The organism is Telluria sp. AC161 (genome assembly GCF_979258535.1).
In genome coordinates this window covers 1,552,950-1,578,939 of sequence record NZ_OZ409861.1, presented here as the reverse complement: position 1 = coordinate 1,578,939, position 25,990 = coordinate 1,552,950, and the positions used below count along the sequence as shown (strand labels likewise).

The 25,990-nt window shown below is 64.7% G+C and carries 24 protein-coding genes; 14 read left to right on the top strand and 10 right to left on the bottom strand.

What is annotated here, in order from left to right:
• Positions 1–112 precede the first annotated feature (112 nt).
• Positions 113–2,536, top strand: coding sequence for a penicillin-binding protein 1A (locus ACZ0AJ_RS07185; protein ID WP_499456750.1), 2,424 nt, complete (start codon positions 113–115; stop codon positions 2,534–2,536).
• A 96-nt stretch (positions 2,537–2,632) separates the two neighbouring features.
• Positions 2,633–2,992 carry a DUF1428 domain-containing protein gene (locus tag ACZ0AJ_RS07180; protein ID WP_499453502.1) on the top strand — a complete coding sequence of 120 codons (360 nt, stop codon included), beginning with the start codon at positions 2,633–2,635 and terminating at the stop codon, positions 2,990–2,992.
• Positions 2,993–3,017: 25 nt separating this feature from the next.
• Here ACZ0AJ_RS07180 and ACZ0AJ_RS07175 read toward each other — a convergent pair whose 3' ends face one another.
• Entirely contained in the window at positions 3,018–4,247 is a 1,230-nt protein-coding gene (locus tag ACZ0AJ_RS07175) for an AMP-binding protein (protein WP_499453500.1), read from the bottom strand.
• 193 nt (positions 4,248–4,440) lie between these two features.
• Here ACZ0AJ_RS07175 and ACZ0AJ_RS07170 point away from each other — a divergent pair, with 193 nt between their 5' ends.
• The 7 genes from ACZ0AJ_RS07170 (at position 4,441) to ACZ0AJ_RS07140 (ending at position 10,780) form a co-directional block, all read left to right on the top strand.
• Positions 4,441–4,824 (top strand): PAS domain-containing protein, encoded by a 384-nt coding sequence (locus ACZ0AJ_RS07170; protein WP_499453498.1) that lies wholly within the window; start codon positions 4,441–4,443, stop codon positions 4,822–4,824.
• Positions 4,821–6,182, top strand: coding sequence for a sensor domain-containing diguanylate cyclase (locus ACZ0AJ_RS07165; RefSeq protein ID WP_499453496.1), 1,362 nt, complete (start codon positions 4,821–4,823; stop codon positions 6,180–6,182). Before ACZ0AJ_RS07170 ends, ACZ0AJ_RS07165 begins: the two co-directional genes overlap by 4 nt.
• The gene (locus ACZ0AJ_RS07160) at positions 6,172–7,950 is read left to right on the top strand and encodes a putative bifunctional diguanylate cyclase/phosphodiesterase (RefSeq protein WP_499453494.1); all 1,779 of its coding nucleotides are present in this window, start codon (positions 6,172–6,174) and stop codon (positions 7,948–7,950) included. The genes ACZ0AJ_RS07165 and ACZ0AJ_RS07160 overlap by 11 nt, the downstream gene beginning before the upstream one ends.
• 128 nt (positions 7,951–8,078) lie before the next feature.
• Entirely contained in the window at positions 8,079–8,339 is a 261-nt protein-coding gene (locus ACZ0AJ_RS07155; RefSeq protein WP_183551816.1) for a hypothetical protein, read from the top strand.
• Between the two features lie 113 nt (positions 8,340–8,452).
• The gene (locus tag ACZ0AJ_RS07150; protein ID WP_499453493.1) at positions 8,453–8,722 is read left to right on the top strand and encodes a hypothetical protein; all 270 of its coding nucleotides are present in this window, start codon (positions 8,453–8,455) and stop codon (positions 8,720–8,722) included.
• 90 nt (positions 8,723–8,812) lie between these two features.
• Complete coding sequence (locus ACZ0AJ_RS07145; protein ID WP_499453491.1) at positions 8,813–9,820, top strand: HDOD domain-containing protein; 1,008 nt, start codon at positions 8,813–8,815, stop codon at positions 9,818–9,820.
• Complete coding sequence (locus tag ACZ0AJ_RS07140; RefSeq protein ID WP_499453489.1) at positions 9,821–10,780, top strand: 5'-nucleotidase; 960 nt, start codon at positions 9,821–9,823, stop codon at positions 10,778–10,780.
• Here ACZ0AJ_RS07140 and ACZ0AJ_RS07135 read toward each other — a convergent pair.
• On the bottom strand, positions 10,777–12,093 hold the full coding sequence (locus ACZ0AJ_RS07135) for a GDSL-type esterase/lipase family protein (RefSeq protein ID WP_499453487.1): 1,317 nt from the start codon (positions 12,091–12,093) through the stop codon (positions 10,777–10,779). The genes ACZ0AJ_RS07140 and ACZ0AJ_RS07135 overlap by 4 nt on opposite strands.
• Before the next feature lie 157 nt (positions 12,094–12,250).
• On the opposite strand from ACZ0AJ_RS07135, the gene mfd reads away from it, so the two are divergent.
• The 3 genes from mfd to ACZ0AJ_RS07120 all read left to right on the top strand — a co-directional run bounded on the left by mfd (position 12,251) and on the right by ACZ0AJ_RS07120 (position 17,102).
• Positions 12,251–15,697 (top strand): transcription-repair coupling factor, encoded by a 3,447-nt coding sequence (gene mfd / locus ACZ0AJ_RS07130; RefSeq protein ID WP_499453485.1) that lies wholly within the window; start codon positions 12,251–12,253, stop codon positions 15,695–15,697.
• Positions 15,698–15,705: 8 nt separating this feature from the next.
• Entirely contained in the window at positions 15,706–16,548 is an 843-nt protein-coding gene (serB, locus tag ACZ0AJ_RS07125; RefSeq protein ID WP_499456749.1) for a phosphoserine phosphatase SerB, read from the top strand.
• Between the two features lie 107 nt (positions 16,549–16,655).
• Positions 16,656–17,102 carry a hypothetical protein gene (locus tag ACZ0AJ_RS07120; RefSeq protein ID WP_499453483.1) on the top strand — a complete coding sequence of 149 codons (447 nt, stop codon included), beginning with the start codon at positions 16,656–16,658 and terminating at the stop codon, positions 17,100–17,102.
• A 207-nt stretch (positions 17,103–17,309) separates the two neighbouring features.
• On the opposite strand, the gene ACZ0AJ_RS07115 is transcribed toward ACZ0AJ_RS07120, so the two are convergent.
• The 4 genes from ACZ0AJ_RS07115 to ACZ0AJ_RS07100 all read right to left on the bottom strand — a co-directional run bounded on the left by ACZ0AJ_RS07115 (position 17,310) and on the right by ACZ0AJ_RS07100 (position 19,695).
• Positions 17,310–17,885 carry a DUF1349 domain-containing protein gene (locus tag ACZ0AJ_RS07115; RefSeq protein ID WP_499453481.1) on the bottom strand — a complete coding sequence of 192 codons (576 nt, stop codon included), beginning with the start codon at positions 17,883–17,885 and terminating at the stop codon, positions 17,310–17,312.
• 81 nt (positions 17,886–17,966) lie between these two features.
• The gene (locus ACZ0AJ_RS07110) at positions 17,967–18,308 is read right to left on the bottom strand and encodes a DMT family transporter (RefSeq protein WP_499453479.1); all 342 of its coding nucleotides are present in this window, start codon (positions 18,306–18,308) and stop codon (positions 17,967–17,969) included.
• Between the two features lie 134 nt (positions 18,309–18,442).
• Positions 18,443–18,829, bottom strand: coding sequence for a hypothetical protein (locus tag ACZ0AJ_RS07105; RefSeq protein ID WP_499456748.1), 387 nt, complete (start codon positions 18,827–18,829; stop codon positions 18,443–18,445).
• 59 nt (positions 18,830–18,888) lie between these two features.
• Positions 18,889–19,695 carry a DUF72 domain-containing protein gene (locus ACZ0AJ_RS07100; protein WP_499453477.1) on the bottom strand — a complete coding sequence of 269 codons (807 nt, stop codon included), beginning with the start codon at positions 19,693–19,695 and terminating at the stop codon, positions 18,889–18,891.
• Positions 19,696–19,827: 132 nt separating this feature from the next.
• On the opposite strand from ACZ0AJ_RS07100, the gene trxC reads away from it, so the two are divergent.
• Both trxC and ACZ0AJ_RS07090 read left to right on the top strand, forming a co-directional pair.
• Entirely contained in the window at positions 19,828–20,265 is a 438-nt protein-coding gene (trxC, locus tag ACZ0AJ_RS07095; RefSeq protein WP_499453475.1) for a thioredoxin TrxC, read from the top strand.
• 75 nt (positions 20,266–20,340) lie between these two features.
• Positions 20,341–20,703 carry a DUF4870 family protein gene (locus ACZ0AJ_RS07090; protein ID WP_499453473.1) on the top strand — a complete coding sequence of 121 codons (363 nt, stop codon included), beginning with the start codon at positions 20,341–20,343 and terminating at the stop codon, positions 20,701–20,703.
• Between the two features lie 30 nt (positions 20,704–20,733).
• On the opposite strand, the gene ACZ0AJ_RS07085 is transcribed toward ACZ0AJ_RS07090, so the two are convergent.
• From ACZ0AJ_RS07085 to phaC, 4 genes are all read right to left on the bottom strand, one after another.
• Complete coding sequence (locus ACZ0AJ_RS07085; protein ID WP_499453471.1) at positions 20,734–21,894, bottom strand: cystathionine beta-lyase; 1,161 nt, start codon at positions 21,892–21,894, stop codon at positions 20,734–20,736.
• A gap of 12 nt (positions 21,895–21,906) precedes the next feature.
• Positions 21,907–23,268, bottom strand: coding sequence for a 30S ribosomal protein S12 methylthiotransferase RimO (gene rimO, locus ACZ0AJ_RS07080; protein WP_499456746.1), 1,362 nt, complete (start codon positions 23,266–23,268; stop codon positions 21,907–21,909).
• A 174-nt stretch (positions 23,269–23,442) separates the two neighbouring features.
• Positions 23,443–24,009: a polyhydroxyalkanoate synthesis repressor PhaR gene (gene phaR, locus ACZ0AJ_RS07075; protein ID WP_183551781.1), complete on the bottom strand. Its 567-nt coding sequence runs from the start codon at positions 24,007–24,009 to the stop codon at positions 23,443–23,445.
• A 204-nt stretch (positions 24,010–24,213) separates the two neighbouring features.
• Positions 24,214–25,974 (bottom strand): class I poly(R)-hydroxyalkanoic acid synthase, encoded by a 1,761-nt coding sequence (gene phaC, locus ACZ0AJ_RS07070; protein WP_499453469.1) that lies wholly within the window; start codon positions 25,972–25,974, stop codon positions 24,214–24,216.
• Positions 25,975–25,990 lie beyond the last annotated feature (16 nt).

Genomic DNA, 25,990 nt, shown 5'->3' with positions numbered 1-25,990 from the left:
AGCGGACTATAATCGCCCGATCCTGGCCCACCACGTGGCCTGCAGCAACATTTACAGTGAGAGTTCGGCAGTGAAAGCGACCAACCAACAGTCCGGAAAAACCCTGCTGGGCATGAAACGCGCGTATGCGTACGTGCTGATCTTTTTCGCTGCGCTGCTGCTGATTGCGGCCGGCCTGGCCATCGGCGTTTGGAGCGCCATCAGCCCCAAGGTGCCGGCGATCGACGCCGTCACCGACTACCGTCCCAAGATCCCGCTGCGCATCTACACGCAGGACAATGTGCTGATCGGCCAGTTCGGCGTCGAGCACCGCGACTTCGTTCCGATCGCGAAGATCCCGGCGATGATGAAAAGTGCCGTGCTGGCCATCGAGGACACGCGCTTCTATGAACACGGCGGCATCGACTTCATCCGCGCGATGGGCGCGGCCCGCGCCAACCTGCGCGGCGGTTTCCGCCAGGGCGCATCCACCATCACGATGCAGGTCGCCCGCAACTTCTTCCTCACCAACGAGAAGACGCTCTCGCGCAAGCTGACCGAAGTCGCCCTGGCCTACAAGATCGAAGGCTCGCTGACCAAGGACCAGATCCTCGAGCTGTACATGAACCAGATCTACCTGGGCCAGCGCTCGTATGGTTTTTCGAGCGTCGCACGCAGCTACTTCGGCAAGACGCTCGATCAGCTGTCGCTGGCCGAGACGGCGATGCTGGCCGGCCTGCCGCAGAATCCGGCGCGCACCAATCCCGTGTCGAACCCAAAACGCGCCGCAGCGCGCCAGCACGCCATCCTCAAGCGCCTGCTCGAACTGGGCACGATCACCCAGGCGCAGTACACCGCGGCCCTCGCCGAACCGCTGCGCGTCAAGCGCGACGCCGGCCAGAAGTTCGACACGCCGGCCCAGTATGTTGCGGAGCTGGCGCGCCAGGCAGTCTACGAACAGTTCGGCGAAGAAGCCTACACGCGCGGCATCGTGGTCACGACGACGATCCGCGCGGCCGAGCAAAAGGCCGCGTATGAATCGGTGCGCCGCAACGTGCTGGCCTACGATGGCCGCCATGGCTACCGCGGCCCCGAGGCGCGCGTCGAGCTGCCGACTGACCCCGAACAACGTGACGAAGCCATTGCCGATGCACTGCAGGCGCGCCGCTCCAGCGACGGCTTGCTGGCCGGCGTCGTGCTGGCGGCCAGCACGAGCCAGGTACGGGTGACGCTGCTGTCCGGCGAAGACGTCGTCATCAAGGGCGCCGGCCTGAAGTTCGCCAGCCCGGGCCTGCAGCCAGCAGCGCGCGAATCGCTGCGGATCACGCCGGGCGCCGTCATCCGCGTCAGCAAGGACAAGGCCGGAGAATGGGCCATCGTGCAGGTGCCGCAGGTCGAGGCGGCGTTCGTGGCAATCGATGCCGATACCGGCGCCTACCACGCGCTGGTCGGGGGCTTCGACTACAACCTGCAGAAGTTCAACCACGTGACGCAGGCGTGGCGCCAGCCGGGATCGAGCATCAAGCCGTTCGTGTATTCGGCCGCCCTTGAAAAAGGCTATTCGCCCACGACCCGCATTCTCGATGCGCCGATCGAACTGCCCGGCGCCAGCGAAGACCAGCCGTGGCGGCCGCAGAACGACGACGGCGTGTTCGATGGCGAAGTCACGCTGCGCCAGGCGCTCGTCAAATCCAAGAACGTGCCGACGGTGCGCGTGCTGCGCGCGGTGTCCGTCGATTTCGCGCACCAGTATCTCGAGCACTTCGGCTTCGACCTGGCGCGCCATCCCCGCAACTACACGATGGCGCTGGGCACGGGCGCCGTCACGCCGTTACAGCTGGCCGGCGCGTACTCGGTGTTTGCCAACGGCGGCTACCGCGTCAAGCCCTACCTGATCCAGCGCATCGTCGACGGCAATGGCACCGTGATTGCCGAGGTGCCGCCATCCCAGGGCCCGCAGGAAGCCAACCGCGTCATCACGGCGCGCAATGCCTTCGTCGTCGACAGCATGCTGCGCGACGTGGCCCGCTTCGGCACTGCCGCCGGCTCGGCCAAGCAATTGGGCCGCACCGACCTGGCCGGCAAGACCGGCACCACGAACGATGCGATCGATGGCTGGTTCGCCGGCTACGCGGGCAAGGTGGTGGCCGTATCGTGGATGGGCTACGACGAGCCGCGCTCGCTGGGCGGCCGTGAATTCGGCTCGACGCTGGCGATGCCGATCTGGATCGACTACATGCGCGTGGCACTGGCCAAGGTTCCACCGCAAGAGCGCACGCCACCGGACGACCTGGTCAACGATGGCCGCGACTGGATCTATCCCGAATACGCCGATGCGGTCGAGACCCGCACCATCGACATCGCAGTCGCGCCGCCAGCGGCGCCGGTCGACGAGTTCCAGCAACCGCTCGACGATGCGCCGCTTGAAGGACCGTCGCCGCTCGAGGCCCTGCCCAACGTTGCGCCCCCAACGCCCCCAACGCCGCCGGTGCAGCCGCCAGCACTGCCGCCGCAACAACCCCCGCAAGCACCACCACCCGACAACAGCCTGTGGTAGCCTGAGGTTCCCGACACCACCGTCGGGAACCTCGTGGGCCGTGTACTGGTGGGTCACAGACGCGCGCCGCGCATCCAACCGTCCAGGGAGATCCACATGGCATATGTCGATGGTTTTGTCCTTCCGCTTCCCACCTCCAGCATCGAAACGTACCGCGCTCAGGCGCAGCTGGCCGGCGCCGTCTGGCGCGAGCATGGCGCGCTCGAATACCGCGAATGGATCGCCGACGACGTTTCGTCCGGCGAACACACATCGTTCCCGCGAAGTGTACAACTGGAAGAAGGCGAAACGGTGATTCTCGCCTGGGCCGTCTACGAATCGCGCGCCCACCGCGATGCGGTCAATGAAAAAGTCATGAACGATCCGCGCCTGGCCGCGATGATGCAGCCGGGCGGCGTACCGTTCGACGTCAAGCGCATGTTCTTTGGTGGCTTCGAGAGCTTCGTCGCGCTGTAGCCGCGCTCTAGCCGCGTACTCGCCGCTAAACGTCGCTGTCGATGATCCAGTCGGCCAGCTTGCCGCTCGCCCCACGCGGCAGGCGCGGTCCGAACGAATAGGCCGCCGGGCACTCGGGCGCCGTCAGACGCTCGCTCAGCCAGGCGTGTAAATCCGCCTGCAGACCGGCATCAGCCGTAGCGACGTCCCTCACTACCACGAAGGCCTTGAGCCGCTCGCCTTCATCGGGCCGCATGCGGCGCACGCTGGCCTCCAGTACCGCCGGATGCATTCGCAGCACATCGGCCACATAAGCTGGAAACACATTGACGCCGCCGACCTGCACCGCCTGGTCGATGCGCCCGTCCGGCTGGAAACGTCCGTCGTCACGCCACGCCAGCCGGTCCTGCAACAGGGCTGGCTGGCGCGTCCCGTCCGGACACTGGCGCGCGAGGCCATCGCCCTGACCAGTGCGTGACCAATACGGAAACAGCGTATAGCCGCCTTCCGGTTCATCGCGCCAGCCGACGCCGGCGGTCTCGGAGCTGCCATACACCTGCACCAGCCGCGCCAACCCCGTGCCGAGCGCAGCGCGGGCCACATCTAGCGGACACGGCGCCGTCGACGTCACGCCGACGATGTCCGGCGCCAGCGGCCCCGCAGCCTGGCCGAACGCGCGCCACAGATCGGGATGCCCGATGACGAGGTCACCCGCCGTCAGCTGGGCCGCCAGCGCCGCCGGTGCATGGCCGCGCAGGTGGCACACGACGTCGATGCCCAGCCGGCGCGGCAGCAGGACGGTAAACAGGAAGCCATAGATGTGGTGCGCCGGCACCAGACTGACGATGCGCCGGCGGCCGGGCAGCAATTGGGCGAGCGCCTCGACCTCTTGCCACAGCAAGGCCAGCCGATGCGTGCATGGCTTGGGCGCGCCGCTGCTGCCCGAGGTACGAAACGTCAGCGCGCTGCCGTGGGCATCCAGGCCGGCGCGCGCCGCATTCAGCCAGTCACCCAGACGCGTGTGCTTCAACAACGGCGCGTCGGCCGTCCCCTGCAGGTGCAACTGGGTTTCGAGCGCCGACGCCAGTCCCATCAGCTCGAGGGAATCGGCGCCCAGGTCCACGCGCAGATCGAGCGACGCCGGCCAGGGTTGCGGCAGCGTCTGCCTGCCGGGCCGCAGCGCCGCCAGTTCTGCGCCCAGCAGGTCCGCGACCAGACGCTGCAAGCCGGCCCCGTCGCGCCACCAGCGGGCCGCATCATCCGGTTTGTTTGTCATGTAATGTGAGAAGATGAAGAGAAAGGCATGGTGACGTTGAAACAGGAGGCTGTCAATTTGCAGAGCTGTGTGCAGAAATGCGCATTCTCGCAGTAAAATCGTGAATTGTTGCAGATGGGCAATTGACACATGTTCATTGCACATGGCACCATCAAGCACCAATATTCACTGGCCGCGCGTCGGCACCCAATTCATGACTCTTGCCTTTGACTTTCCCGAGCTGGCCACCCGACTCGACGCGTGTTCTTCTGAAGAACTGGACCAGCTCGATTTCGGCGTCATCGGTTTCGACGCGAACACCGAGGTCAACCGGTACAACGCGTTCGAGTCGCAAGCCGCCGGCCTGTCGCCACAGCGCGTCCTGGGCCAGCCACTGTTTACCAACGTCGCACCCTGCATGAACAACTTCATGGTGGCGCAGCGTTTCGATGACGCGCTGGAACAAAACAGTGCGCTCGATGAAACCATCGACTACGTCCTGACGCTACGCATGCGTCCGGTCAAAGTCGCCCTGCGCCTGCTGTCCACCCCGGGCAGCGCCACGCGTTACGTTCTTGTCAAGCGGCAGCCAAAGTGACTGACGACCTCGCCCAGCTCAGCGCGGAATACGAGGCGCTGATCCAGTTCCTGTATCTCGCCCCGGTTGGGCTGGTACAGCTCGACGCCGATGGCGAAATCGCCATGATCAACCCGATCGCGGCCCAGCTCCTGATGCCGCACTCGCGCAATGGCGGACTGGACAATCTGTTCGTCGCGCTCGAGGACATCGCGCCCGACCTGCGCAACCTGTGCCAGCAAAGCACGGTCCAGAGCGGCAAGATCTGCGACGGCATGCACGTGCACCTGCATGCCGGTAGCGGCTGCAGCAAGCGCATGCCGCAGATCCTGTCGATCACGCTGCTCCGGCTCGACGCCAGCCGCATCATGGCCGTCATCGACGACATCACCGAGCAGGTGCGGCGCGAATGCCGCCAGCGGCAGAACGACGCCTGGCTCAATGCGGTCCTGACCGGCATCACCGATTACGCATTGGCCAGCCTGGATTCCCAGGGCCGCCTGTGCGAATGGAACCCGAGCATCGGTCGCGTGACCGGCTTCGGCCCCACCGCCGAGGGCCAGAGCTACACGATGTTCTATCCAGACGATGCGATCACGCCCGAGCGCGCGCTGGACCGCCTGCGCGAAGCCGACGCCGACGGCTGGGCGCTGGACGAAAGCCGCCTGCTGCGCGCCGACGGCAGCGCATTCTGGGGCAGCGTGATGATTGCGCCGCTGCCGGAAGCCGACCGCGAAGCCGCCGATGGCGCCCCGAGCCTGCCCTGCGAAGAGGGCCCCGCCTACTGCCTGATCCTGCGCGACGTGAGCGACAAGCGTGACATCGCCGAGCGCCGCCGGCGCGAGGCGTTCAGCGACCACCTGACTGGCCTGGCCAACCGCCGCGCGCTGTTCGACGCAGCCGGCCAGGAGTTCGAGCGCAGCCGCGCCGCGCCGCGGCCGACGGCGATGATCATCCTCGACGCCGACCACTTCAAGGCGATCAACGACCGCTACGGGCATCCGGGTGGCGACGCCGTGCTCCAGCACCTGGCGGCGATCCTGCTCGACTTCTTCCGCGAAGTCGATGTTGTCGCGCGCATCGGCGGCGAGGAGTTCGCCGTGCTGCTGCCGTCGACCGACCTTGCGCATGCGCTGGATCTGGCCGAGCGCCTGTGCGCACGCGTTGCGCTGGACGCCAAGAGCTTCGACGGCCAGGCGATCGTGTGCACGATCAGCGCTGGCGTGGCGGTCTCGGTCGACGGCCAGTGCGGCGTCGACCTGCTGATCAAGCAGGCCGACCAGGCCCTGTACACGGCCAAGCGCGCGGGCCGCAACCGCGCCCTGGCCTGGCAACCCGACGCCGTCGCTGCACCCCAGGAGGCGCTCGATGGAGTCTAAAGCGCAGCACGACGCAATCGACGCTTATGAAGCGCTGGTGCAGTTCCTGTACCGGGCGCCGATCGGCCTGGCCCAGACCTCGCTCGACGGCACGGTCGACATGCTCAACCCGATGGCGTCGCGGCTCCTGATGCCGCTGGCCACCGCGCAGGGCCTGGACAATCTGTTCGACGTGCTCGCGCCGGTGGCGCCGCATCTGGCGTCGATGGTCGAGGCATTTCTCGAACCGTCCGGCATGATCTGCGAAGGCCTGCGCCTGCCGGTGGGCGTGCCGCACGCCGCCAGCGGCAGCCTGCAGGTGCTGGCCCTTAACCTGATGAAGCTCGACCCCGAGCGCCTGATGGCGACCGTGGCCGACGCCACGTTCGAAGTGCAGCGCGAGCAAGAGGTGCTCTCGCGCCGCTTGCGCAGTGCTGCCCGCACCGATACCCTGACCCGCATGCCCAACCGCGAAGCAGTACGCGACGCGCTGCAGCACCTGCTGGCGCAGCCGGTGTCCGACGTCGGCTTTGCGGTGCTGACCCTCAATTGCGACCGCTTCCGCCAGCTCAATGACAGCCTGGGCCAGGCGGTCGGCGACCATCTGCTGATGCACATGGCCGACCGCCTGCGCGGCGCGCTGCGCCCGGCGCTGGGCCGGGTCGAACCGGGTACGCAGGCCGGCCAGCTGGCAGCCCGCACGGGCGGTGACGAATTCGTCGTGCTGCTGGACGGCCTGCGCGGACGCGCCGATGCCGAGCGCATCGCGCTGCGCCTGCTCGACGCGCTGGCCCACCCGTATCTGGTCGATGGCCACGACATCGTCTGCGGCGCCAGCGTCGGCCTGGCCTGGAGCCTGGACGACCCGGAAATTGCCCTGCGCGAGCCGGACGACGTGCTGCGCGACGCCGGCATCGCGATGGTCGAGGCCAAGCGGGCCGGCGGCAACCGCCACGTCGTGTTCGCGCCGAGCATGCGCGAACGCGCCGCGCGCCGCGCCGGCATCGAAGCCGAACTGCGCCAGGCCCTGGTCGAAGAACAGCTGTTCGTCGTGTACCAGCCAGTCGTGCGCCTGCTGCCGTGCGGCGGCGTCGATTACGCCGCCGGGGTCGAGGCGCTGGTGCGCTGGCGCCATCCGGTGCGCGGCATCGTGCCGCCGATCGACTTCATCGAAGTGGCCGAGGAATGCGGCCTGATTGGCATGCTGGGCGACTTCGTCCTCGAACGCGCCTGCCGCGACTTTCTTGACTGGCGCGCGCGCCTGGGCGAGCGCGCACCCGGCCTGATGGCTGTGAACCTGTCGCGCGCGCAGCTCGCGCAACCGGGCTGGATCGATGGCGTACGCCGGATCCTGCGCGACACCGGCATGCCGCCGGGCTGCCTGCAGCTGGAAGTGACCGAAAGCCTCGCCGCGCAGGACCAGGATATCCAGCAGCGCCTGCACGACCTGAAGGCCCTGGGCATCCAGCTTGCGCTCGACGATTTCGGCACCGGCTATTCGTCGCTGTCGAGCCTGCACCTGCTGCCCGTGGACACGGTCAAGATCGATCGCTCGTTTGTCTGCCAGGCCGATACCAGCGCCCATCATCGCGTGCTGATCGAAGCCACCGTCAAGGTTGCCCGCAGCCTGGGGATGACCACGGTAGCCGAGGGCATCGAAACGCAGTCGCAGCTGGACGTGGTGCGCAACCACCTGTGCGACAAGGTGCAGGGCTATTTCTACAGCAGGCCGTTACCAGCCCCTGAGTTGCTGGCCTGGCTGGCCACCCACGATGCGGAAGTTCATTGACCCTTGTACTGACGCCTGCGCTGACGTGCGCTGGGCGTGTCGTCCTACAAGAATGAACTCTCCGTTCCTATTCGTGTGAACCCGCGGTTGCTTGATGATAAGACAACTTAATCATCACGGAGACAACCATGACACGCACCCTCGGAACCGCACTGATCGCAGGCATGATGGCATTTGGCCTGGCAGCATGCGACACCCCAAGCAAGACGACCGACAGCATGTCGGGTTCGAGCAGCACGATGTCGACGACCGGCTCGGTGCAGACCCCAAGCACCACCGCAGGTCAGGGCAGCTGGAATTCGGGCGCCACCGGCGCTACTGGCGTGAACAGTGCTTCGGGCACCACCAGCAACAACGAGCCAGTCACCAACTCGGCCACCGGCCGCTGATCCACAGGCAGGAGCAACATCCCACGGCTGCGTACCGCACGCGTGGGTGGTCTATCGGTCGCCTCCGGGCGACCGTATCCGACCATGTCATTCAACTCTCTAGGAGCAATGCTATGAAAACTCTTCACACTGCACTCATTGGCGGCATCATGGCCTTCGCACTGACCGGTTGCAACACCACCGACACCATGGGCACCAGCAGCAGCGGTTCGTCCTCGATGGGCACCACGGCTGCCGGCTCGACCGGCAACGCGACGGTCGATGCGCAGATGGGCATCACCCCAACCGATGGTACCAACACCGGTGCGCCAATGGCCACTGGTACTGCCAACACGCCAACCAACACTGGTCACACGACGACCAGCTCGGACACGAAACAGTAATATGATTCACGCATGGCCGGGTCTCCGGTCGTGCGTCGGGCTGGCGCGGTAGAATTGCTCCATGCCCACACCTCTCCCGATGTCTTCCCCATGAAGCGCTGGCTCGCACGCCTGTTTGGCGCCGCGCCCGCAGGGCCTGTCGACCATCATCCCTCCCCGTCTACCTTGCCGCCGTCCGATGCGGTGACCACGCCAATCGGCGACGATCCGCCTGCACTCGATCTGGATCTCGCATTTTTTCACTGGCTGGCCGGTCCACACGTGACGGGCGCTGCGGGCGACGAAACCCTGGTGCTCGATGAATTGGCGCGCCTTGTGCGCGATCCGCACACCGCAAGCACGCTCGTGCCGCGCGTGCCGGCCGTCATTCCGCAAGTGCTGCGCAGCCTGCGCAGCGACGCTGCCTCATCGACCGACCTGGCGCGCCAGGTGGCGCAGGACGCCGTACTGGTGGCGGAAGTCCTCCGCGAAGTCAACAGCCCGTACTACCAGCCAAGTTCGCCCGTGCGCAACCTGGAAGGGGCGCTGCTGCTGCTTGGCCAGAACGGCCTGCGCATGCTGCTGGCGCGCGTGGCGTTTCGCCGCATTATCAGCCTGCAGACCAGCCGCCTGGCACGCCTTGTCGCGCCGCAGTTGTGGAACCAGTCCGAGAAATGCGCGCAGGCGGCCAGCCTGCTGGCCGCTAGCCACGGCGCCGATCCGTTCGAAGCTTATCTGGCGGGGCTGATGCACAATGTCGGGCTGGTTGTGGCCCTGCGCGTGATCGATGGCTTATTGCCCACCGGCGGCCTGCCCGACAGCGATGCCTTCGGCCTGCGCCTGGTGCACGCCGCGCGGCTCATCTCGGCCGGGATTGCCGGCGAGTGGGAACTGCCACCGGCCATCGGCCACGCCATTGCCCATCTGGGCGACGCCGCAACCGTGTCCACCAGTCTGCCCGCTGCGCTGGGCGAGGCCGACCGGCTGGCCAAGCTGCACATGCTGGCCGGGGGCGGCCAGCCGGCATTCGTGGGCGCCGTGGCCGCCTTGCCCGCAGGCCTTCGCCAGGTCTACGATACCTTCAACGACACCGACAACGCCAACCGGCAGGACGCCTGAATGCCCTTTCCCATCGAAGAAAAACTCGTGATCGGCGTCGCTTCCAGCGCGTTGTTTGATCTGTCCGACTCGCACCAGGTATATCTGGACGAGGGCCCGGAAGCCTACCGCAGCCATCAGGCGCGCCAGCGCGACGTGATCCTGGCGCGCGGCGTTGCGTTCCCGTTCATCCGGCGTTTCCTGAGCATCAACCGGTGCTTCCCGCAACAGGCGCCCGTTGAAGTGGTGCTGTTCTCGCGCAATTCGCCCGAGACGGGCCTGCGTGTGATGCGTTCGATCGCCCACTACGGCCTGGACATCTCGCGCGCCGTGTTCATGAGCGGCAAATCGCCCTACCCGTATCTGCCGGCATTCAACACCGCCCTGTTCCTGTCCGCGAACGAAGAGGACGTCAAGAGCGCCATCGCGGTCGATTATCCGGCCGGTCTCGTGCTGCCGTCCGCGATCGCCGACGAAGAAGACGACATCGAACTTCGGGTGGCGTTCGACTTCGATGGCGTGATCGCCGACGATGAGTCCGAAACGGTCTACAAGCGCAACAACGACCTGGGCGAGTTCCACGCCCACGAAACCCTGCACATGGCGCGCCCGCACCAGCCTGGCCCGCTGGCCGGGATGTTTCGCAAGCTGGCCATGCTGCAGCAGCTCGAGCACGATGCCCAGCAGGCCGACCCGGACTACCGCCGCATCGTGCGTATTGCCATCATCACGGCGCGCAGCGCGCCGGCGCACGAGCGCGTCGTCACCACGCTGGGCAGCTGGGGCGTCTCGGCCGACGAGACCTTCTTCTTGGGCGGGATGGACAAGGCGCGCGTGCTGTCCGTGTTCAAGCCGCACATCTTTTTCGATGACCAGCTCACGCATCTCAACTCCGGCCCGGGCGGCACGATCCCGATGGTGCACGTGCCGTTCGGCGTCGCGAACCGGCGCGTTGTCCAACGCACGGACACAATTCCCTAGAGCTGCGGCAGCGCCATCAGGCGATCCAGTTCAGGCTGCATCGCCTTCGCCCAGATCGCGTAGCCCGCTTCGTTCGGATGCAGCAGATCGGGCATGATCGTCTTGCTCAAGGTGCCGTCCGGCGTCAGGAATGCGCGGTTCACATCCAGGAACACGACCCGGTTGCCATCGGCCAGCGCCGGCAATTGCGCATTGATCGCTTCGTTGATGCGCCGCAGTGCGCTCTCGGGCGTCGCATCGCGCGGGAAGATCGCCACCAGCAAGATGCGCGTGCGCGGCAGCCGTTGCTTGATCTCGTCCAGATTGCGGCGGATGCCCGCCACGGTACTGGCCGGGAAATCGCCGCGCAAGCCCGTGTTGTTGGTGCCGATCATCAGCACCGCCACCTTCGGATCGAGTCCGTCGACGGCGCCGTTCTGCAATCGCCACAACACGTTTTCGGTGCGGTCGCCCCCAAAGCCGAGGTCCAGCGCATCGAACTTCGCATAGTGCGCCTGCCAGACGGGCGCCCCTTCCTTTTCCCAGCCCTGCGTGATCGAGTCGCCGATGAACACCAGTTGCGGGCTGCGGGCTGCGCGCACCATCTGCTGCGCTTCGTCGAGTTTCTGGCGATGGCGGGGCAGCCACCAGTCGATCGACCAGGCTTCGTCGAGCTTGGCCGGCGTGACGGCCACCGTGCGCCAGTCTGCGCATGCCGTGTTCGGCGTGCCGCCCGGTGCGATGGTCACGTTGGCGATGCTGACCTGTCCGCTGCCCGTGCCTTCCAGCGCGAACGGCCGGACCACCTGCGAGAAATCGTCGCCATCGCGCGCGAAGCACGACAGGGCCAGCACGACGCGCTGCCAGCCCATGCCCTGGGCGGCGCGCCCCGGAAGCACGAAGGGCACCTGACGTTCGCAGGACGGACCGCACCCGAGCTTGACCATGAGGCCACCGGCGTCGAGTGCATCGACCTTCAGGTCGAATGCCAGCGTGCCGCGTGCGAGGAATGGCCGCAGGTCCTGCGGGGCCGTCTGCAGCGCCACGCCGCTTTTCCAGATCTGGCGCCATTGCAGCGTGAGCGCCGCGCCGCCCTCAAGCCGCTTGCTACGCGCGAGTTCGATGGCGCTGTCGGGGAACGTCGTGCGCAGCGCGGCTTCAGCGGTGACTTTCTCGCCATCCAGCCGGTGCGTCGTATCGGGCGCCAGCGCCAGGATGGCGACACCGGGTCGCGGCGCATCGCCCAGCAGGACCACCGGCGCTGGCGGCGCCGCACTGGCTGCTGCGCTCAGCAGGCATGAAACAAGCAGTGGCAACATGTAAGCAGGGCGCATCGTGTCTCCATCATTTTTATGTTAGCGCAATCATGCCCGTGATTCGGCGTCGAGACAAGCTGCAGCTCTCCACGCTGCGCGGCGAGCAGGCACGCGTTCGACTATAATTGGCCACCACTTTCCAGCGCATTTTTCACGGATATTTCAAGCACGCGGCATGCCTTTCGACCTCGAGAAACACCTCCCCAAAGCAGGCCATCGTTTCGTCCTGCCGCTCCTCCACGGTTCGTCCGACGCCTACGCGCTGGCGGTAGCCGCCCTTGCTCTCAAGGCCCAGGGCCAGATGCTCACCGTCGTCGTGGCCAATGCCAGCGACGGCCAGCGGCTGCTTGATGAAATCCCGTGGTTCGCCGATGGCAAGCTGGCCTGCCACCTGCTGCCGGACTGGGAAACGCTGCCGTACGATGCGTTCTCGCCGCACCAGGACCTGGTGTCCGAACGCCTGGCCACGCTGCACGAAATCCGCAACGGCCAGTGCGATGTGCTGATGGTGCCGGCGACCACGGCGCTGGTGCGCCTGGCGCCGCCGTCGTTCCTGGCGGCCTACACGTTCTTCTTCCGCCAGGGCGAACGCCTCGACGAAGTGCGCCTGAAGGCGCAGCTCACACTGGCCGGCTACACGAACGTGTCGCAGGTGATGTCGCCGGGCGAGTACTCGGTGCGCGGCGGCCTGATCGACCTGTTCCCGATGGGCTCTGCCCTGCCCTACCGCCTTGACCTGTTCGGTGACGAGATCGAATCGATCCGCACGTTCGATGCCGACACCCAGCGCTCGCTGTACCCGGTGCGCGAAGTACGCCTGCTGCCGGGCCGCGAATTCCCGATGGACGAAGCGGCGAGAACAGGCTTTCGCGGCCGCTGGCGCGAACGCTTCGAGGGCGACCCGTCACGCTCGCCGATTTACCGCGACATCGGCAACGGCATCGCCGCAGCCGGTATCGAATACTACCTGCCGCTGTTCTTCGACTCGACCTCGACGCTGCTGGATTACCTGCCGGACGGCGCGTCGCTGGCACTGGTCGGCGATATCGAAGGCGCGATCAACCGCTTCTGGATGGACACCGAGTCGCGCTACCGCTTCCTGAAAAGCGACCGTGAGCGCCCTATCCTCGAGCCGACCGAACTGTTCCTGAGCGCCGAGCAGTTCTTCACCTGCATCAAGCCGCACGGCCGCTGGAACATCGCGCGTGACCCGCTGGCACCCGCATCAGAACTGTCGGCGCCGATTCCCGACGTCGCCGTCAATCGCCGCCTGGACGATCCGCTGGCCAGCCTGCGCACGTACCTCGAGCGCAGCGACACGCGCGTGATGATCTGCGCCGATTCGGCCGGCCGGCGCGAAACGCTGCAGCAGTACTTCAGCGAATACCGGCTCGATCTGACGCCGGTCGAAGGTTTCGAGGGCTTCCGCGCCAGCGACGCCCGCCTGGCGCTGGGCGTGGCGCCGCTGCAGGCCGGCTTCGAGCTGCTCGATGCGGGCGCCGGCCACTTGGTCTTCATCACCGAGACCGAGCTGTATGCCGGTTCGGGCCGGCGCGCCGGCAAGAAGAAGCAGGAAGCGACCAGCCAGGTCGAATCGATGGTGCGCGACCTGTCCGAGCTCAAGATCGGCGACCCGGTCGTGCACATCAACCATGGCATCGGGCGCTACATGGGCCTGACCAGCATGGACCTGGGCGAAGGCGAGACCGAGTTCCTGCACCTGGAATACGCAAAAGACACGAAGCTGTACGTGCCGGTATCGCAGCTGCACGTGATTGCACGCTACTCGGGCACGGCGGCCGAAGACGCGCCTCTGCACTCGCTCGGCTCGGGCCAGTGGGAAAAAGCCAAACGCAAGGCCGCCGAGCAGGTGCGCGATACCGCCGCCGAACTCCTGAATCTGTACGCACGGCGCGCACTGCGCCAGGGCCACGCGTTCGAATATTCGAATGTCGACTACGAAAACTTCTCGCAAAGCTTCGGCTTCGAAGAGACGCCCGACCAGGCCGAGGCAATCCACAACGTCATCAAGGATATGACGTCGGGCCGCCCGATGGACCGCCTGGTGTGCGGCGACGTCGGCTTCGGCAAGACCGAGGTCGCGCTGCGCGCCGCATTCATCGCCGTCATGGGCGGCAAGCAGGTCGCCATTCTGGCACCGACGACGCTGCTGGCTGAGCAACATGCGCAGACCTTCGCGGACCGCTTTGCCGACTGGCCCGTGAAGATCGCCGAGCTGTCGCGCTTCCGGACCGGCAAGGAGATCAACAACGCGATCAAGGGCATGGCCGACGGCACGCTCGACATCGTCATCGGCACCCACAAGCTGCTCTCGCCCGACGTGAAGTTCACGCGCCTGGGCCTCGTGATCATCGACGAAGAACACCGCTTCGGCGTGCGCCAGAAGGAGGCGCTGAAATCGCTGCGCGCCGAAGTCGATGTGCTCACGCTGACCGCCACGCCGATCCCGCGCACGCTGGGCATGGCACTGGAAGGCTTGCGCGACTTTTCGATCATCGCCACCGCGCCGCAAAAGCGCCTGGCGATCAAAACCTTCGTACGGAGCGAAGACGGCTCGATCATCCGCGAGGCGTGCCTGCGTGAACTCAAGCGTGGCGGCCAGATCTACTTCCTGCACAACGAAGTCGATACCATCGAAAACCGCCGCGCGATGCTGCAGGAGCTACTGCCCGAGGCCCGCATCGGCGTGGCGCACGGCCAGATGCACGAGCGCGACCTGGAAAAAGTCATGCGCGATTTCGTGGCGCAGCGCTTCAATATCCTGCTGTGCACGACCATCATCGAGACCGGCATCGACGTGCCGACCGCGAACACGATCATCATGCACCGCGCCGACAAGTTTGGCCTGGCGCAGCTGCATCAGCTGCGCGGGCGCGTGGGCCGCTCGCACCATCAGGCTTATGCGTATCTGCTGGTGAGCGACGTGCAGAACCTGACCAAGCAATCGCAGCGCCGCCTGGACGCCATCCAGCAAATGGAAGAACTGGGCAGCGGCTTCTACCTGGCGATGCACGACCTGGAAATCCGGGGCGCGGGCGAGGTGCTCGGCGAGAACCAGTCCGGCGAGATGCTGGAGATCGGCTTCCAGCTGTATTCCGACATGCTCAACGAGGCGGTGCGCTCGCTCAAGGCCGGCAAGGAACCCGATCTGGCCGCGCCGCTGTCGTCGACCACCGAGATCAATCTGCACGTGCCCGCCCTGCTCCCGGCCGACTACTGCGGCGACGTGCACGAGCGCCTGTCGATCTACAAGCGCCTGGCCAACTGCGAAAGCGCGGACCGGATCGACAGCATGCAGGAGGAACTGATCGACCGCTTCGGCAAGCTGCCCGAGCCCGTCAAGGCGCTGGTCGAGACGCACCGACTACGCATCGCCGCCAAGGCCGTGGGCATCGTCAAGATCGACGCCCATGGCGAAGCGGCCAGCCTGCAGTTCATGGAAAAGCCGCCGATCGATCCAATCAGGATCATCACGCTGATCCAGAAGAACCGCCACGTCAAGCTGGCCGGCCAGGACAAGCTGCGCATCACGGCCAGCATGCCCGACCTGTCGGCGCGCGTGAACCAGATCAAACAGACCATCAAACAACTACTCGCATGAACACGACGATGAATCTGGTGCTGCAAGGCCCGCGGGCCAATCCCGCCACACTGGCGCGCCTGGCGCAACTGGCCAGTCCGCAGCGCACCACGGATGTGGGCGCGCATGCGCTGCGCTGTGAAGGCGTGGCGTTTTCCGCCGAGCTGAAACAGCGCATCGATGCCGCTGCGTTCGAGGCTGGTGTGGACGCGACCTTCATCGCCGCCGGCCGTTCGCTGGCCGATGTGCGTCTGGTGGCGATGGACATGGATTCGACGCTGATCACGATCGAGTGCATCGACGAAATCGCCGACATGCAGGGCCTCAAGCCGCAAGTGTCCGAGATCACCGAAGCAGCAATGCGGGGCGAGCTCGATTTCTCGGAAAGCCTCAGGCGCCGCGTCGCCCTGCTGGCAGGCCTGGACGCGGGCGCGCTGCAGCGGGTGTATGACGAGCGCCTGCGCATCTCGCCAGGTGGCGAGGCAATGCTCAAGGCTGTGCAGGCGGCTGGCATCAGGACGCTGCTGGTGTCGGGTGGGTTCACGTTCTTCACCGAACGCCTGGGCGCGCGTTTGGGGCTCGATTACACACACGCGAACGTGCTCGAGATCGCGGATGGCAAGCTGACCGGGCGCGTTGTCGGCGGGATCGTCGATGCGGAAGAAAAGAAGCGCACCATCGAGCGCGTGTGCGCTGAACTGAGCATCTCGCCGTCTCAGGCGGTCGTGATGGGCGACGGCGCCAACGACCTCAAGATGATGAGTATTGCAGGGCTGTCAGTGGCGTTTCGCGCCAAACCGGTTGTACGCGCGCAGGCCGATGTGGCGTTGAACTTTACCGGGCTGGATGGGTTGCTGACAATTCTGGCTTGATGAGCGGCCACGCATGTGTAGCGGTTGTTTGCGCGCTGTAACAGCGTGTAAAACCGTGCGCCGCCTTGGCCGCAAGCTCGTATGATGGCTTGATCAGGAGGAGCGCCATGAAAAATCTTGCCATCATTATCGTGTCTCTGGGCGCGCTGGCCGGTTGCGCCGCGCCAGGCCCCTACTACAGCAATCAAGGCTACGCCCAACCGGCAGACCCGAGCCAGTGGCGTGTCGTGTCGGTGACGCCCGTGCCAATCGGTACCGGTGCGCGTGTGGCATCGTCGGGGGGCAGCACCGTTACATCGACGCCCGTGCCTGCGACCACCTATTCGACGCCGTACTACACGCCGCAGCAGCCGGTGTATGTCCAGCAGCAACCCGTGTACATCCAGCAGCAGCCCGTGTATGTGCCGCAGCCGGTGTATGTCGAGCAGCCAAACTACTGGTATCCGCCGATCTCGATCGGATTGGGCTTCGACTTTGGCCGCAGCAGCTGGGGCGGCCACCGCGGTCGTGGCTGGGGCGGACATATCGGGTCGCATTTCCCGTACCGCAGGTAATTCCCAACAAAGCCGGCCGATGCCGGCTTTTTTCATGTAGAAAAGCGGGGGTCAGGTCTGACATTCGGACACGGTCTGGACAGTTGGGTAGTCGGAACCGACTGGCACCGGGCCATCTTCATACTGTTAAGACGCCATTGCGCGTTCCTAACGCTGAGGTCGTGTCCGAATGTCAGACCTGACCCCGGCTTTGCCACAGTATTGCGGTTACGACAAATCATGCAGATCTTTTTGCAGTGCTGGCTGTACTGAGAACTTGCTAAAGAATACTTCCAGGCCACCACGCTGCGGCGTGCAGCACATAGGGCCGACGAGGTAACGATCCGCGACGGGAAACGGTGCCAGGCGTAGCATTGGCCACACGACGCCATCCACCGAATACTGCGCCCTGACAGTGCCAGAACCAACGGTCACGCGGATCCAGAAGCCGTCGCTGATGGACGGCGCCGGCATCACTGCCCAGTCGGACTTTTCATCGGTTAGCACGGTGCTGAGCATCAGCTGATCGTCCGAGTACTCCACACCGATCTTGATCCAGCGGGTCTCGTCGATTCTCACCATCAAGCCGGCTTGGTCGTACAAGGCCTGAAAGTCCGCGCGCACATGCAGTTGGGCAGTGAACGCGTGATCGACGGGCCTGCCAAAGAAGTGGCCGTTATCATGAATGAAATCGTATTGTGTGATGCGCCAGAAGTCCGTGTTCTCGCTGGTGATGACCTTTAACGTGTCCTGGTCGATCTGGCATTTGGGTGGCGTGTGAAGCCATGTGCATTCGTGGAACATCTCATCTCTCTTTCGTAGTGTGTCGCGGTTTCGCTTCAAAGCGCTGGATCCGGAAGCCGCGTACGGGCTCTTGCCGACGGATCAGGCGTCGCCAGTTCTTTCCATACTGAGAACAAGAACGCCGATGAGAATGATGGCGATGCCAGTCAGCTTCTGGAGCGAAGCCTGCTCTTGAAAGACCGCGATGCCGACGAGCGCTGTGATGGCCGTGCCACTGGCGGCCCACACCGCATACGTGACACCTATTTCCAACTGGCGCAAGGCAATCGCCATAAGCCAGACCGCTGCGATGTAGAACAAGCCTGCCAGCAGCGCCGGCCCGATCCTGGTGAAGCCAGCCGATTGCCTGAGCGCAATCGTGCCAGCAACTTCTGATATAACGCTGATGCCCAGAACGATCCAGGCCATGAAAATCGCGTTCATGGATTCCTCTCCATTTGTTCATGGACCACTTGTACCGAGTGGCGTGAACAATGTGATAGAGCGGTACCTTGAAGGCGTCAGTGTAGACCATTCACCAGAAAATTTGAACGTTCATGGCGAACGTCGCCTCCCGCCTAACGTCCAAACAGATCGTGCGCATCGAGAATCGCCCAGGCGATCTCGGGCCGCATGTTCAGGCAGCGCCGCACCGCCGCCGGCACAGATTGCCGCACCTTCTTGCACAGACCGGGCCGGTCTTCAAGCACGATCACGATGCCGCGCACGCTGCGCACTTCATTCGGCCCCGGCGCGATGTGCAGCGTCGCGCCGATGTTCTTGTGGATCAGTCCCTGCACGTGCTGCAGATCAACCAGACTATCGACCCGTTCGATCCGCTCGATCAGCTTGAGCTCTTGCTGGCGCGTGATCATCAACGGGCGCTGGTCCAGCAGCTGGTCGGCCAGCACGCGCGCCCGGTCGCAGACGCACGCGCCGGGCGGGCACTCGACGCGCAGGGGCACGACGGCGGGCTGCGGGCCTGCAGTCGGGCCCGGCTCTGACTGGACGGCGGTGGGTGAGTTCACTCGGATGGCGCAGTGACGTTTGGACCCGCTGATTCTACCCCGCCCCGGTCGCCCGTTGGACCTACTTCATGCCCCATCAGTTCGAGCGCATTGGGCACGGCCGCGCCCTCGGCTGTATTGTCGAAGATGCACCATACCGTGCGGCCCGCCGCGACCTCGCGATCGATGCGGCTGCGCCAGCGGACGATCTCGTCGGCCGGATACGCCGAGTAATAAATACGCGGCGCGCCGTGCAGGCGCACGTAGACGTGGGTATCGCTCGTCGGCGCGTGCTCCCCCGGCTGGCCGGCGGCAGGATCCGCGATGACGCGCACAATGCCGCACTCGCGCAGCGTCGCCGTGGCAGATTCCGAGAACCAGCTGGCGTGACGCGCTTCGAACGCAATGCTGCACCCGAAACGTTCACGCACTTTCCCGAAAAATGCATGCGCCAGCACGTCATCGAAACCAAAGCGCGGCGGCAGTTGCACCAGCAGGCAGCCCAGCTTGTCGCCCAGCATGCCGGCTTCGCCCTGGAAGCGGTCAAGCAGCGCATCAACATCCCGCAACCTGGCGTCATGCGTGATCGCGCGCGGCACCTTGACCGCGAAACGGAAATGTTCGGGCACGCTGGCGGCCCAGCGCGCGTAGGTTTCGGGTTTGTGCGGCCGGTAGAACGACGAATTGATTTCCACGGCCGGGAACACGGCGGCGTAGCGTTCGAGGTGGCTTCCCTCTGCCGGGAACGCGGCGAAGTCCTTGCTCCCAAGGCTCCAGCCGGCGCACCCGACCAGCAGGTTGCCAGGCGTATTTTGCGCAAGCATACGATCGTCTCATTTGTATTATTGCAACCATTTTAGCGAGCGGAGGCAGCGGGCGGCGCATGGCAGCGCAGGCGACGTCAGGGCCAGGCCCCGCTTACAATAAGAACATCGTATCGACCGGAGGAATTCAGCATGACCGAACCAACCCACATCGTTTGCCCGCACTGTGACGCCGTCAACCGCATGCCGCAGTCGCGCCTGCAGGACGCACCAACCTGCGGCAAATGCGCACAGCCCCTGTTCACGGGGCGTCCGCTGGACGTCGACAGCGCGCGTTTCGAGCGCCATATCAGCCGCAACGATATTCCCGTGCTGGTGGACTTCTGGGCCGAATGGTGCGGCCCGTGCAAGATGATGGCGCCGGCGTATGCGCAAGCCGCCGGGCAACTTGAGCCCGCCGTGCGCCTGTTGAAAGTGGACACCGAGCGCGCGCAGGATCTGTCGGCGCGCTTTGCGATCCGCAGCATCCCGACGCTGGCACTGTTCAAGGGCGGCCGCGAAATCGCGCGCCAGTCAGGCGCGATGGATGCGGTGCGCCTCTCCGCCTGGGTGCGCCAGCACACTGGGTAAATCGGCGTGGTAGCGACCGCTTATGGTGCTGCTACAATGGCAACAAAGGGGGTTGTCCCCGCACGAGGAGACGGTATGTCGCAAGAACTGATTCTGGAACGAGGCGTCGAAGACAACAAGCACTGGGCGCGCATCCTGTATGTGATCCATGCGCTGACGTTCTTCTTTTCGCTCGGCATGCTGTCAATCGTGCCGGTAATCGTCAACTACATCAAGCGCCCCGATACAGCCGGTACGATGGTCTACACCCACCACACGTGGATGATCCGCTCGTTCTGGTGGTACGTGGTGTGGATGGCGGTTGGCGCGGTGCTGTTCGCCACCATCATCGGTATTCCCGCGGCGTGGGTGGTGTGGCCCGTGGCATGGATCTGGAAAGCGTACCGCCTGATCCGCGGCTTCATCGATTTGAACAACAACCGCGCGATGCCGGTGTAAAGAAATGGGGCCAGTGGCCCCATTTTCATGTCACAACATGTTGAAGGCCCGTGCCAGATCGGCGATCAGGTCGGCCGGGTCTTCCAGGCCCACATTAAAGCGCACCAATACCCCGCCCTCCCACCGATCCCGCAAGCTGTTGATCCGGTATGGCATCACGAGACTGTTGGGTCCACCCCAGCTATAGCCGATGCCGAACAGCGTCAGCGCATCGACCATGCGATCGACCTGCGCCTCGTCGAAGCGTGCGTCGAACACCACCGAAAACAAGCCACCTGCCCCGGTGAAATCGCGCTGCCAGAACGCATGGCCCGGGCAATCCTCTGATGCCGGATGCAGCACCTTTGCGATCTCGGGCCGCGCCTTGAACCAGGTGGCCAGTTCGCGCGCGCTGGCGTCGTGCCGCTCGAAGCGCATCTTCATCGTCGGCAAGCCGCGTTGCACCAGATATGCATCGTCCGGGCTCACGCCCAGGCCCAGGCGCATGTGCGCCAGCGCCAGCCGATCGTTCAGCGCGCGGTCGCGCGTGATCACGGCGCCCATCAACAGGTCGGCGCCGCCCGACTGGTACTTGGTCAGCGCATGCATGACGATGTCGGCGCCGAGATCGAACCCGCGCAGCGCCAGGCCCGCCGACCACGTGTTATCGAGCGCTACCAGCACGCCCCGCTCATGCGCCGCATGGCACAGCGCCGGCAGATCGGGCACTTCCATCGACACCGAGCCGGGCGCTTCGGCCCACAGCAGCTTGGTGTTCGGCTGAATCAGCGCGGCGATGCCGGCGCCAATCATCGGATCGTAGTAGCGCGCGGTCACGCCAAAATCGGCGCTGAGCCAGCGACCCAGTTCACGGTTCGGGTTGTAGACGTTCTCGGGCAACAGCACATCGTCGCCGCTTTTGAGCAGCGCGAAGTCGACCATCGCGATCGCCGCCAGGCCCGACGGCGTGAGCAGGCAATGGTTGCCGCCTTCGATCTCGGCCAGCTTGCCTTCCAGCGTGAACGTGGTCGGCGTGCCGTGCAAGCCGTAGGTATAGGCGGTCTTGTCTTTCCACTGGCTCGCGCGCATCGCCGCCGTGTTCGCAAACAGCACGGTCGACGCGCGGTGCGTCGCCGGCGGGAAGGCATCGAACCCCGCCGGTGCGACATAGTCGCTATGGACCAGCGTGGTCTGGATCGACTTGGCGCTCATGGGCTCAGCCGCTTAGACGGGATTGGCCCACAGGTCGTGCGCATCGGCCTTCGTGATGACGACATCGGCGAACTGGCCGACGACCAGTTTGCTCTTGCCCGGCACGAGTGGCCGCTTGATGTGCACGACGCCGTCGATTTCCGGCGCATCGGCGCTCGAACGACCGATGGCTTCACGGGCGCCCACTTCGTCGATCAGTACGCGCAGCGTCTTGCCGACCTTGGCCTGCAGGCGCTTGGCCGAGATCTCTTCTTGCAGCAGCATGACGCGCGCGCGGCGCTCTTCACGCACTTCTTCCGGCACCGGGTTCTCGAGCAGGTTCGCGGTTGCGCCTTCGACCGGCGAATAGGCGAAGCAGCCCAGGCGATCGATCTGCGCTTCTTTCAGGAAGTCGAGCAGATACTCGAACTCGGCCTCGGTCTCGCCCGGGAAGCCGGCGATGAAGGTCGAACGGATCGTCAAATCCGGGTTCATCGAACGCCATTTCAGGATGCGCTCGAGGTTGCGCTCGCCGCTGGCCGGGCGCTTCATGCGCTTCAAGACATCCGGGTGCGCGTGCTGCATCGGAATATCGAGGTACGGCAGCACGTGGCCATCGCCCATGAACGGGATCGCGTGGTCGACGTGCGGGTACGGGTAGACGTAGTGCAGGCGCACCCAGGCGTCGTACTGGCGCGCGAGCTGGCCCAGCGCTTCGACCAGCTGCGTCATGTGCGTCTTGATCGGGCGGCCATTCCAGAAGCCGGTGCGGAACTTGACGTCCACGCCATAAGCACTGGTGTCCTGCGAAATCACGAGCAGTTCCTTGACGCCCGACTTGAACAGGTTCTCGGCTTCGACCAGCACTTCGTCGATGCGGCGCGACACGAGGTCGCCGCGCATCGACGGGATGATGCAGAAGCTGCAGCGGTGGTTGCAGCCTTCGGAAATCTTCAGGTAGGCGTAGTGCTTCGGCGTGAGCTTCACGCCGTGATCCGGCACCAGGTCGATGAACGGATCATGCGGCTTCGGCAGGTGCAGGTGGACCGAGTCCATCACTTCGGCCAGCGCATGCGGGCCGGTCACGGCCAGCACCTTCGGGTGCACCTTGGTGATGATGTCGTCGCCGGCAGCATCCTTCTTGGCGCCCAGGCAGCCGGTGACGATCACCTTGCCGTTTTCGGCCAGCGCTTCGCCGATGGCGTCAAGCGACTCCTGCACGGCGGCGTCGATGAAGCCGCAGGTGTTGACGATCACGAGGTCCGCCCCGTCGTACGAGTTGGCGGTTTGATAGCCTTCAGCGCGCAACTGGGTCAGGATCTGCTCGGAATCGACCAGCGCTTTCGGGCAGCCAAGCGAGACAAAGCCGACCTTCGGCGCGATCACGCCGGGCATGGGCGCCGGAATGATGACGCCAGGCGCCTTGGCTGCGGCAGCCAGGCTGCTAGAGTTGGCGGAAGGACTACGACGAAGTTCAGTCATGGGCAGCGGAAAAGTGTTTGGGCAATCCGCGATTGTACCTGAACCGGGCCTCGAAGGTGAGGCCCTGCTGCCCCAATACCGGGGGCTTTATTTCTTGTCGGTCGGCGGAGGCGTCATGCCCGGGAACGGAAACACGCCGAACATGGCCTTGCTCTGGCTTTGCATCTGTTCCTGCATCTGGATGAACAGGTTCTTGCTCTGGTCGATGTAGTTGTTCATCATGCCCTGCATCATCGGACCCTGGACGTTCATGAACTGGGTCCACATCTCGGGGCTGAATGGTTTGCCCTCGATGGCGCCGGCGGCGTTGCTGGTGAATTTGTGCTGGATGTCGGTGAAGGCCTGGACGTTCTTTTCCAGGTACGAGCCCATCATGCCCTGCATCGCGTGGCCGTAGTAGCGGATGATTTGCGAAAGCACCGAGCTCGAGAACATCGGCACGCCATTTGCCTCTTCTTCGAGGATGATCTGGAGCAGGATCGCGCGGGTCAGGTCTTCGCTGCTCTTGGCATCGACCACGGTGAAGTCGTCGGCGTCGAGCACCAATTGCTTGACGTCCGACAGCGTGATGTAGGAACTGGTCTGCGTGTCGTACAGACGACGGTTCGGGTATTTCTTGATCAGGCGTTCTGCACTCTTCTTCACACTGCTCATCTCTGGTTCCATGGTTTGCGGCGCTGCTTCGTGAGCCGCGCACTTATGATTATTCTGGCCAGCGTGGCCGGCCCGTCTCCACCCATCCCACGGCCGGACCGACCGTGGGGGATAACAGACACCTTACCATGCAATTGTGGCGGTTGCAGCAATTACCAGATGCATCACAAGTATGGCTTTTATGTCAATACATTGCATGGACTGCTAGTCGGCCCTGACTTGCACATAGCGCCCCGGCGCTGGCTCGGATGGTGGATAGTTGCTGCTGCCAGCGGCGGCTGGGGCCGGCACTTGCGCGCCGCCGTTCTCCGCCAGAAATTTTGCCCACTCAGGCCACCAACTGCCTTTGTGCTCTGCAGCACTCTCGAACCAGGCAGCATCCGTCTTGGGCCGCGACTTGCCGCCCTTGTCGTTGGCCCAATAACTGCGCTTGTTTTTCGAGGCCGGGTTGATGACGCCGGCGATATGGCCCGACGCACCCAGCACGAAGCGGTTCGCTTTCGGGTTGCCGGGATTGAGCAGCTGCATCGAGGCGAATGCCGCCGTCCACGGCACGATATGGTCTTCCTTCGAGCCGTAGACGAACACCGGCGCGTCGATGGCGCCCAGATTGATCGGCACGCCGCACACCGTCAGCGCGCCCGGTTGCTTCAGCTTGTTCTCCAGGTACATATTGCGCAAATACCAGCAGAACATCGGCCCCGGCAGATTGGTGCTGTCGGCGTTCCAGTACAGCAGATCGAACGCCGGCGGCTCCTTGCCCTTCAGGTAATTCTGCTGGACATAGTTCCAGACCAGATCGTTCGGGCGCAACGACGAGAACGTCGTCGCCAGGTCGCGGCCCGGCATCAAGCCGCCCGCGGCGAGCTTCTGCTCGCGCAGCGCCACCTGGGTTTCGTCGATGAAGACTTCAAGCACGCCCGCATCCGAAAAGTCCAGCAGCGTGGTCAGCAGCGACAGGCTGGCGGCCGGCTGGCGGCCGCGTGCGGCCAGCACGGCCAGCGCCGTGGCCGCGATGGTGCCGCCAACGCAAAAGCCGAATACGTGCGCTTTCTCTTGCTCGGTAATCTGCGCGACGACGTCGAGCGCGCGGATCGCGCCATCTTCGACGTAGTCGTCCCAGCGCAGGTGCGACTGGCTGCGGTCCGGATTGCGCCACGAGACCATGAACACGGTATGGCCCTGCTCCACCACGTAGCGCACCAGTGAATTTTCGGGCTGCAGGTCGAGGATGTAGAACTTGTTGATGCACGGCGGGATCATGACCAGCGGCACGCTGTGCACGTTCGCCGTGGTTGGCGTGTACTGGATCAACTGGAACAAATCGTTTTCGAACACGACTTGGCCGGCCGTGTTGCCGACATTGCGGCCTACTTCGAACGCCGTTTCATCCGATTGCGAAATGCGGCCCTTCTGCATGTCGGTCAGCATATTGGTGAGACCCTTGGTCAGGCTTTCGCCCTGGGTCTCGATCATTTGCTGCTGCGCTTCCGGGTTCGTCGCCAGGAAGTTGGCGGGCGACATCGCGTCGATCATCTGCTGGACCGAGAAGCGCAGCTTCTGGCGCTCGCGCGGGCCAACTTCGACCGCATCGGCCATGGCCATCATGCATTCGGCGTTGAGCAGGTACGACGCGGCCGAGAACGCCGACAGCGGATTGCCGCGCCATTCGGCTGCGGCGAAGCGCCGGTCGCTCAGCTCGGGCGTCTTGCCCAGCATGACGTCTTGCCACAGCTGAGTTGCTTTCTTGAGATAATCGTCACGGATCGCTTCCATGCGGGCCGTATCGATGCCGGCGCCGGCATCTTTGAGGAAGCCGGCCAGCGGACTGGCGCCACCCGGGGCGGGCATCGCTGGCATGGCAGGCATGGTGGACATCATCGTCATCCAGGGCTGCCAGGCGGCAGGATCGGACCATTGGGACAACCAGGCAGCGGCAAGCGCTTGTGGATCAGGCATGTTCATGTGGACATCCGTTGTT

Excerpts from the sequence above, each read along its gene's own strand:
- ACZ0AJ_RS07185 (WP_499456750.1), top strand. The coding sequence starts at position 113 with ATGAAACGCGCGTATGCGTACGTGCTGATCTTTTTCGCTGCGCTGCTG.
- ACZ0AJ_RS07180 (WP_499453502.1), top strand. The coding sequence starts at position 2,633 with ATGGCATATGTCGATGGTTTTGTCCTTCCGCTTCCCACCTCCAGCATC.
- ACZ0AJ_RS07175 (WP_499453500.1), bottom strand. The coding sequence starts at position 4,247 with ATGACAAACAAACCGGATGATGCGGCCCGCTGGTGGCGCGACGGGGCC.
- ACZ0AJ_RS07170 (WP_499453498.1), top strand. The coding sequence starts at position 4,441 with ATGACTCTTGCCTTTGACTTTCCCGAGCTGGCCACCCGACTCGACGCG.
- ACZ0AJ_RS07160 (WP_499453494.1), top strand. The coding sequence starts at position 6,172 with ATGGAGTCTAAAGCGCAGCACGACGCAATCGACGCTTATGAAGCGCTG.
- ACZ0AJ_RS07155 (WP_183551816.1), top strand. The coding sequence starts at position 8,079 with ATGACACGCACCCTCGGAACCGCACTGATCGCAGGCATGATGGCATTT.
- ACZ0AJ_RS07150 (WP_499453493.1), top strand. The coding sequence starts at position 8,453 with ATGAAAACTCTTCACACTGCACTCATTGGCGGCATCATGGCCTTCGCA.
- ACZ0AJ_RS07145 (WP_499453491.1), top strand. The coding sequence starts at position 8,813 with ATGAAGCGCTGGCTCGCACGCCTGTTTGGCGCCGCGCCCGCAGGGCCT.
- ACZ0AJ_RS07140 (WP_499453489.1), top strand. The coding sequence starts at position 9,821 with ATGCCCTTTCCCATCGAAGAAAAACTCGTGATCGGCGTCGCTTCCAGC.
- ACZ0AJ_RS07135 (WP_499453487.1), bottom strand. The coding sequence starts at position 12,093 with ATGCGCCCTGCTTACATGTTGCCACTGCTTGTTTCATGCCTGCTGAGC.
- mfd (WP_499453485.1), top strand. The coding sequence starts at position 12,251 with ATGCCTTTCGACCTCGAGAAACACCTCCCCAAAGCAGGCCATCGTTTC.
- serB (WP_499456749.1), top strand. The coding sequence starts at position 15,706 with ATGAATCTGGTGCTGCAAGGCCCGCGGGCCAATCCCGCCACACTGGCG.
- ACZ0AJ_RS07120 (WP_499453483.1), top strand. The coding sequence starts at position 16,656 with ATGAAAAATCTTGCCATCATTATCGTGTCTCTGGGCGCGCTGGCCGGT.
- ACZ0AJ_RS07115 (WP_499453481.1), bottom strand. The coding sequence starts at position 17,885 with ATGTTCCACGAATGCACATGGCTTCACACGCCACCCAAATGCCAGATC.
- ACZ0AJ_RS07110 (WP_499453479.1), bottom strand. The coding sequence starts at position 18,308 with ATGAACGCGATTTTCATGGCCTGGATCGTTCTGGGCATCAGCGTTATA.
- ACZ0AJ_RS07100 (WP_499453477.1), bottom strand. The coding sequence starts at position 19,695 with ATGCTTGCGCAAAATACGCCTGGCAACCTGCTGGTCGGGTGCGCCGGC.
- trxC (WP_499453475.1), top strand. The coding sequence starts at position 19,828 with ATGACCGAACCAACCCACATCGTTTGCCCGCACTGTGACGCCGTCAAC.
- ACZ0AJ_RS07090 (WP_499453473.1), top strand. The coding sequence starts at position 20,341 with ATGTCGCAAGAACTGATTCTGGAACGAGGCGTCGAAGACAACAAGCAC.
- ACZ0AJ_RS07085 (WP_499453471.1), bottom strand. The coding sequence starts at position 21,894 with ATGAGCGCCAAGTCGATCCAGACCACGCTGGTCCATAGCGACTATGTC.
- rimO (WP_499456746.1), bottom strand. The coding sequence starts at position 23,268 with ATGCCCGGCGTGATCGCGCCGAAGGTCGGCTTTGTCTCGCTTGGCTGC.
- phaR (WP_183551781.1), bottom strand. The coding sequence starts at position 24,009 with ATGAGCAGTGTGAAGAAGAGTGCAGAACGCCTGATCAAGAAATACCCG.
- phaC (WP_499453469.1), bottom strand. The coding sequence starts at position 25,974 with ATGAACATGCCTGATCCACAAGCGCTTGCCGCTGCCTGGTTGTCCCAA.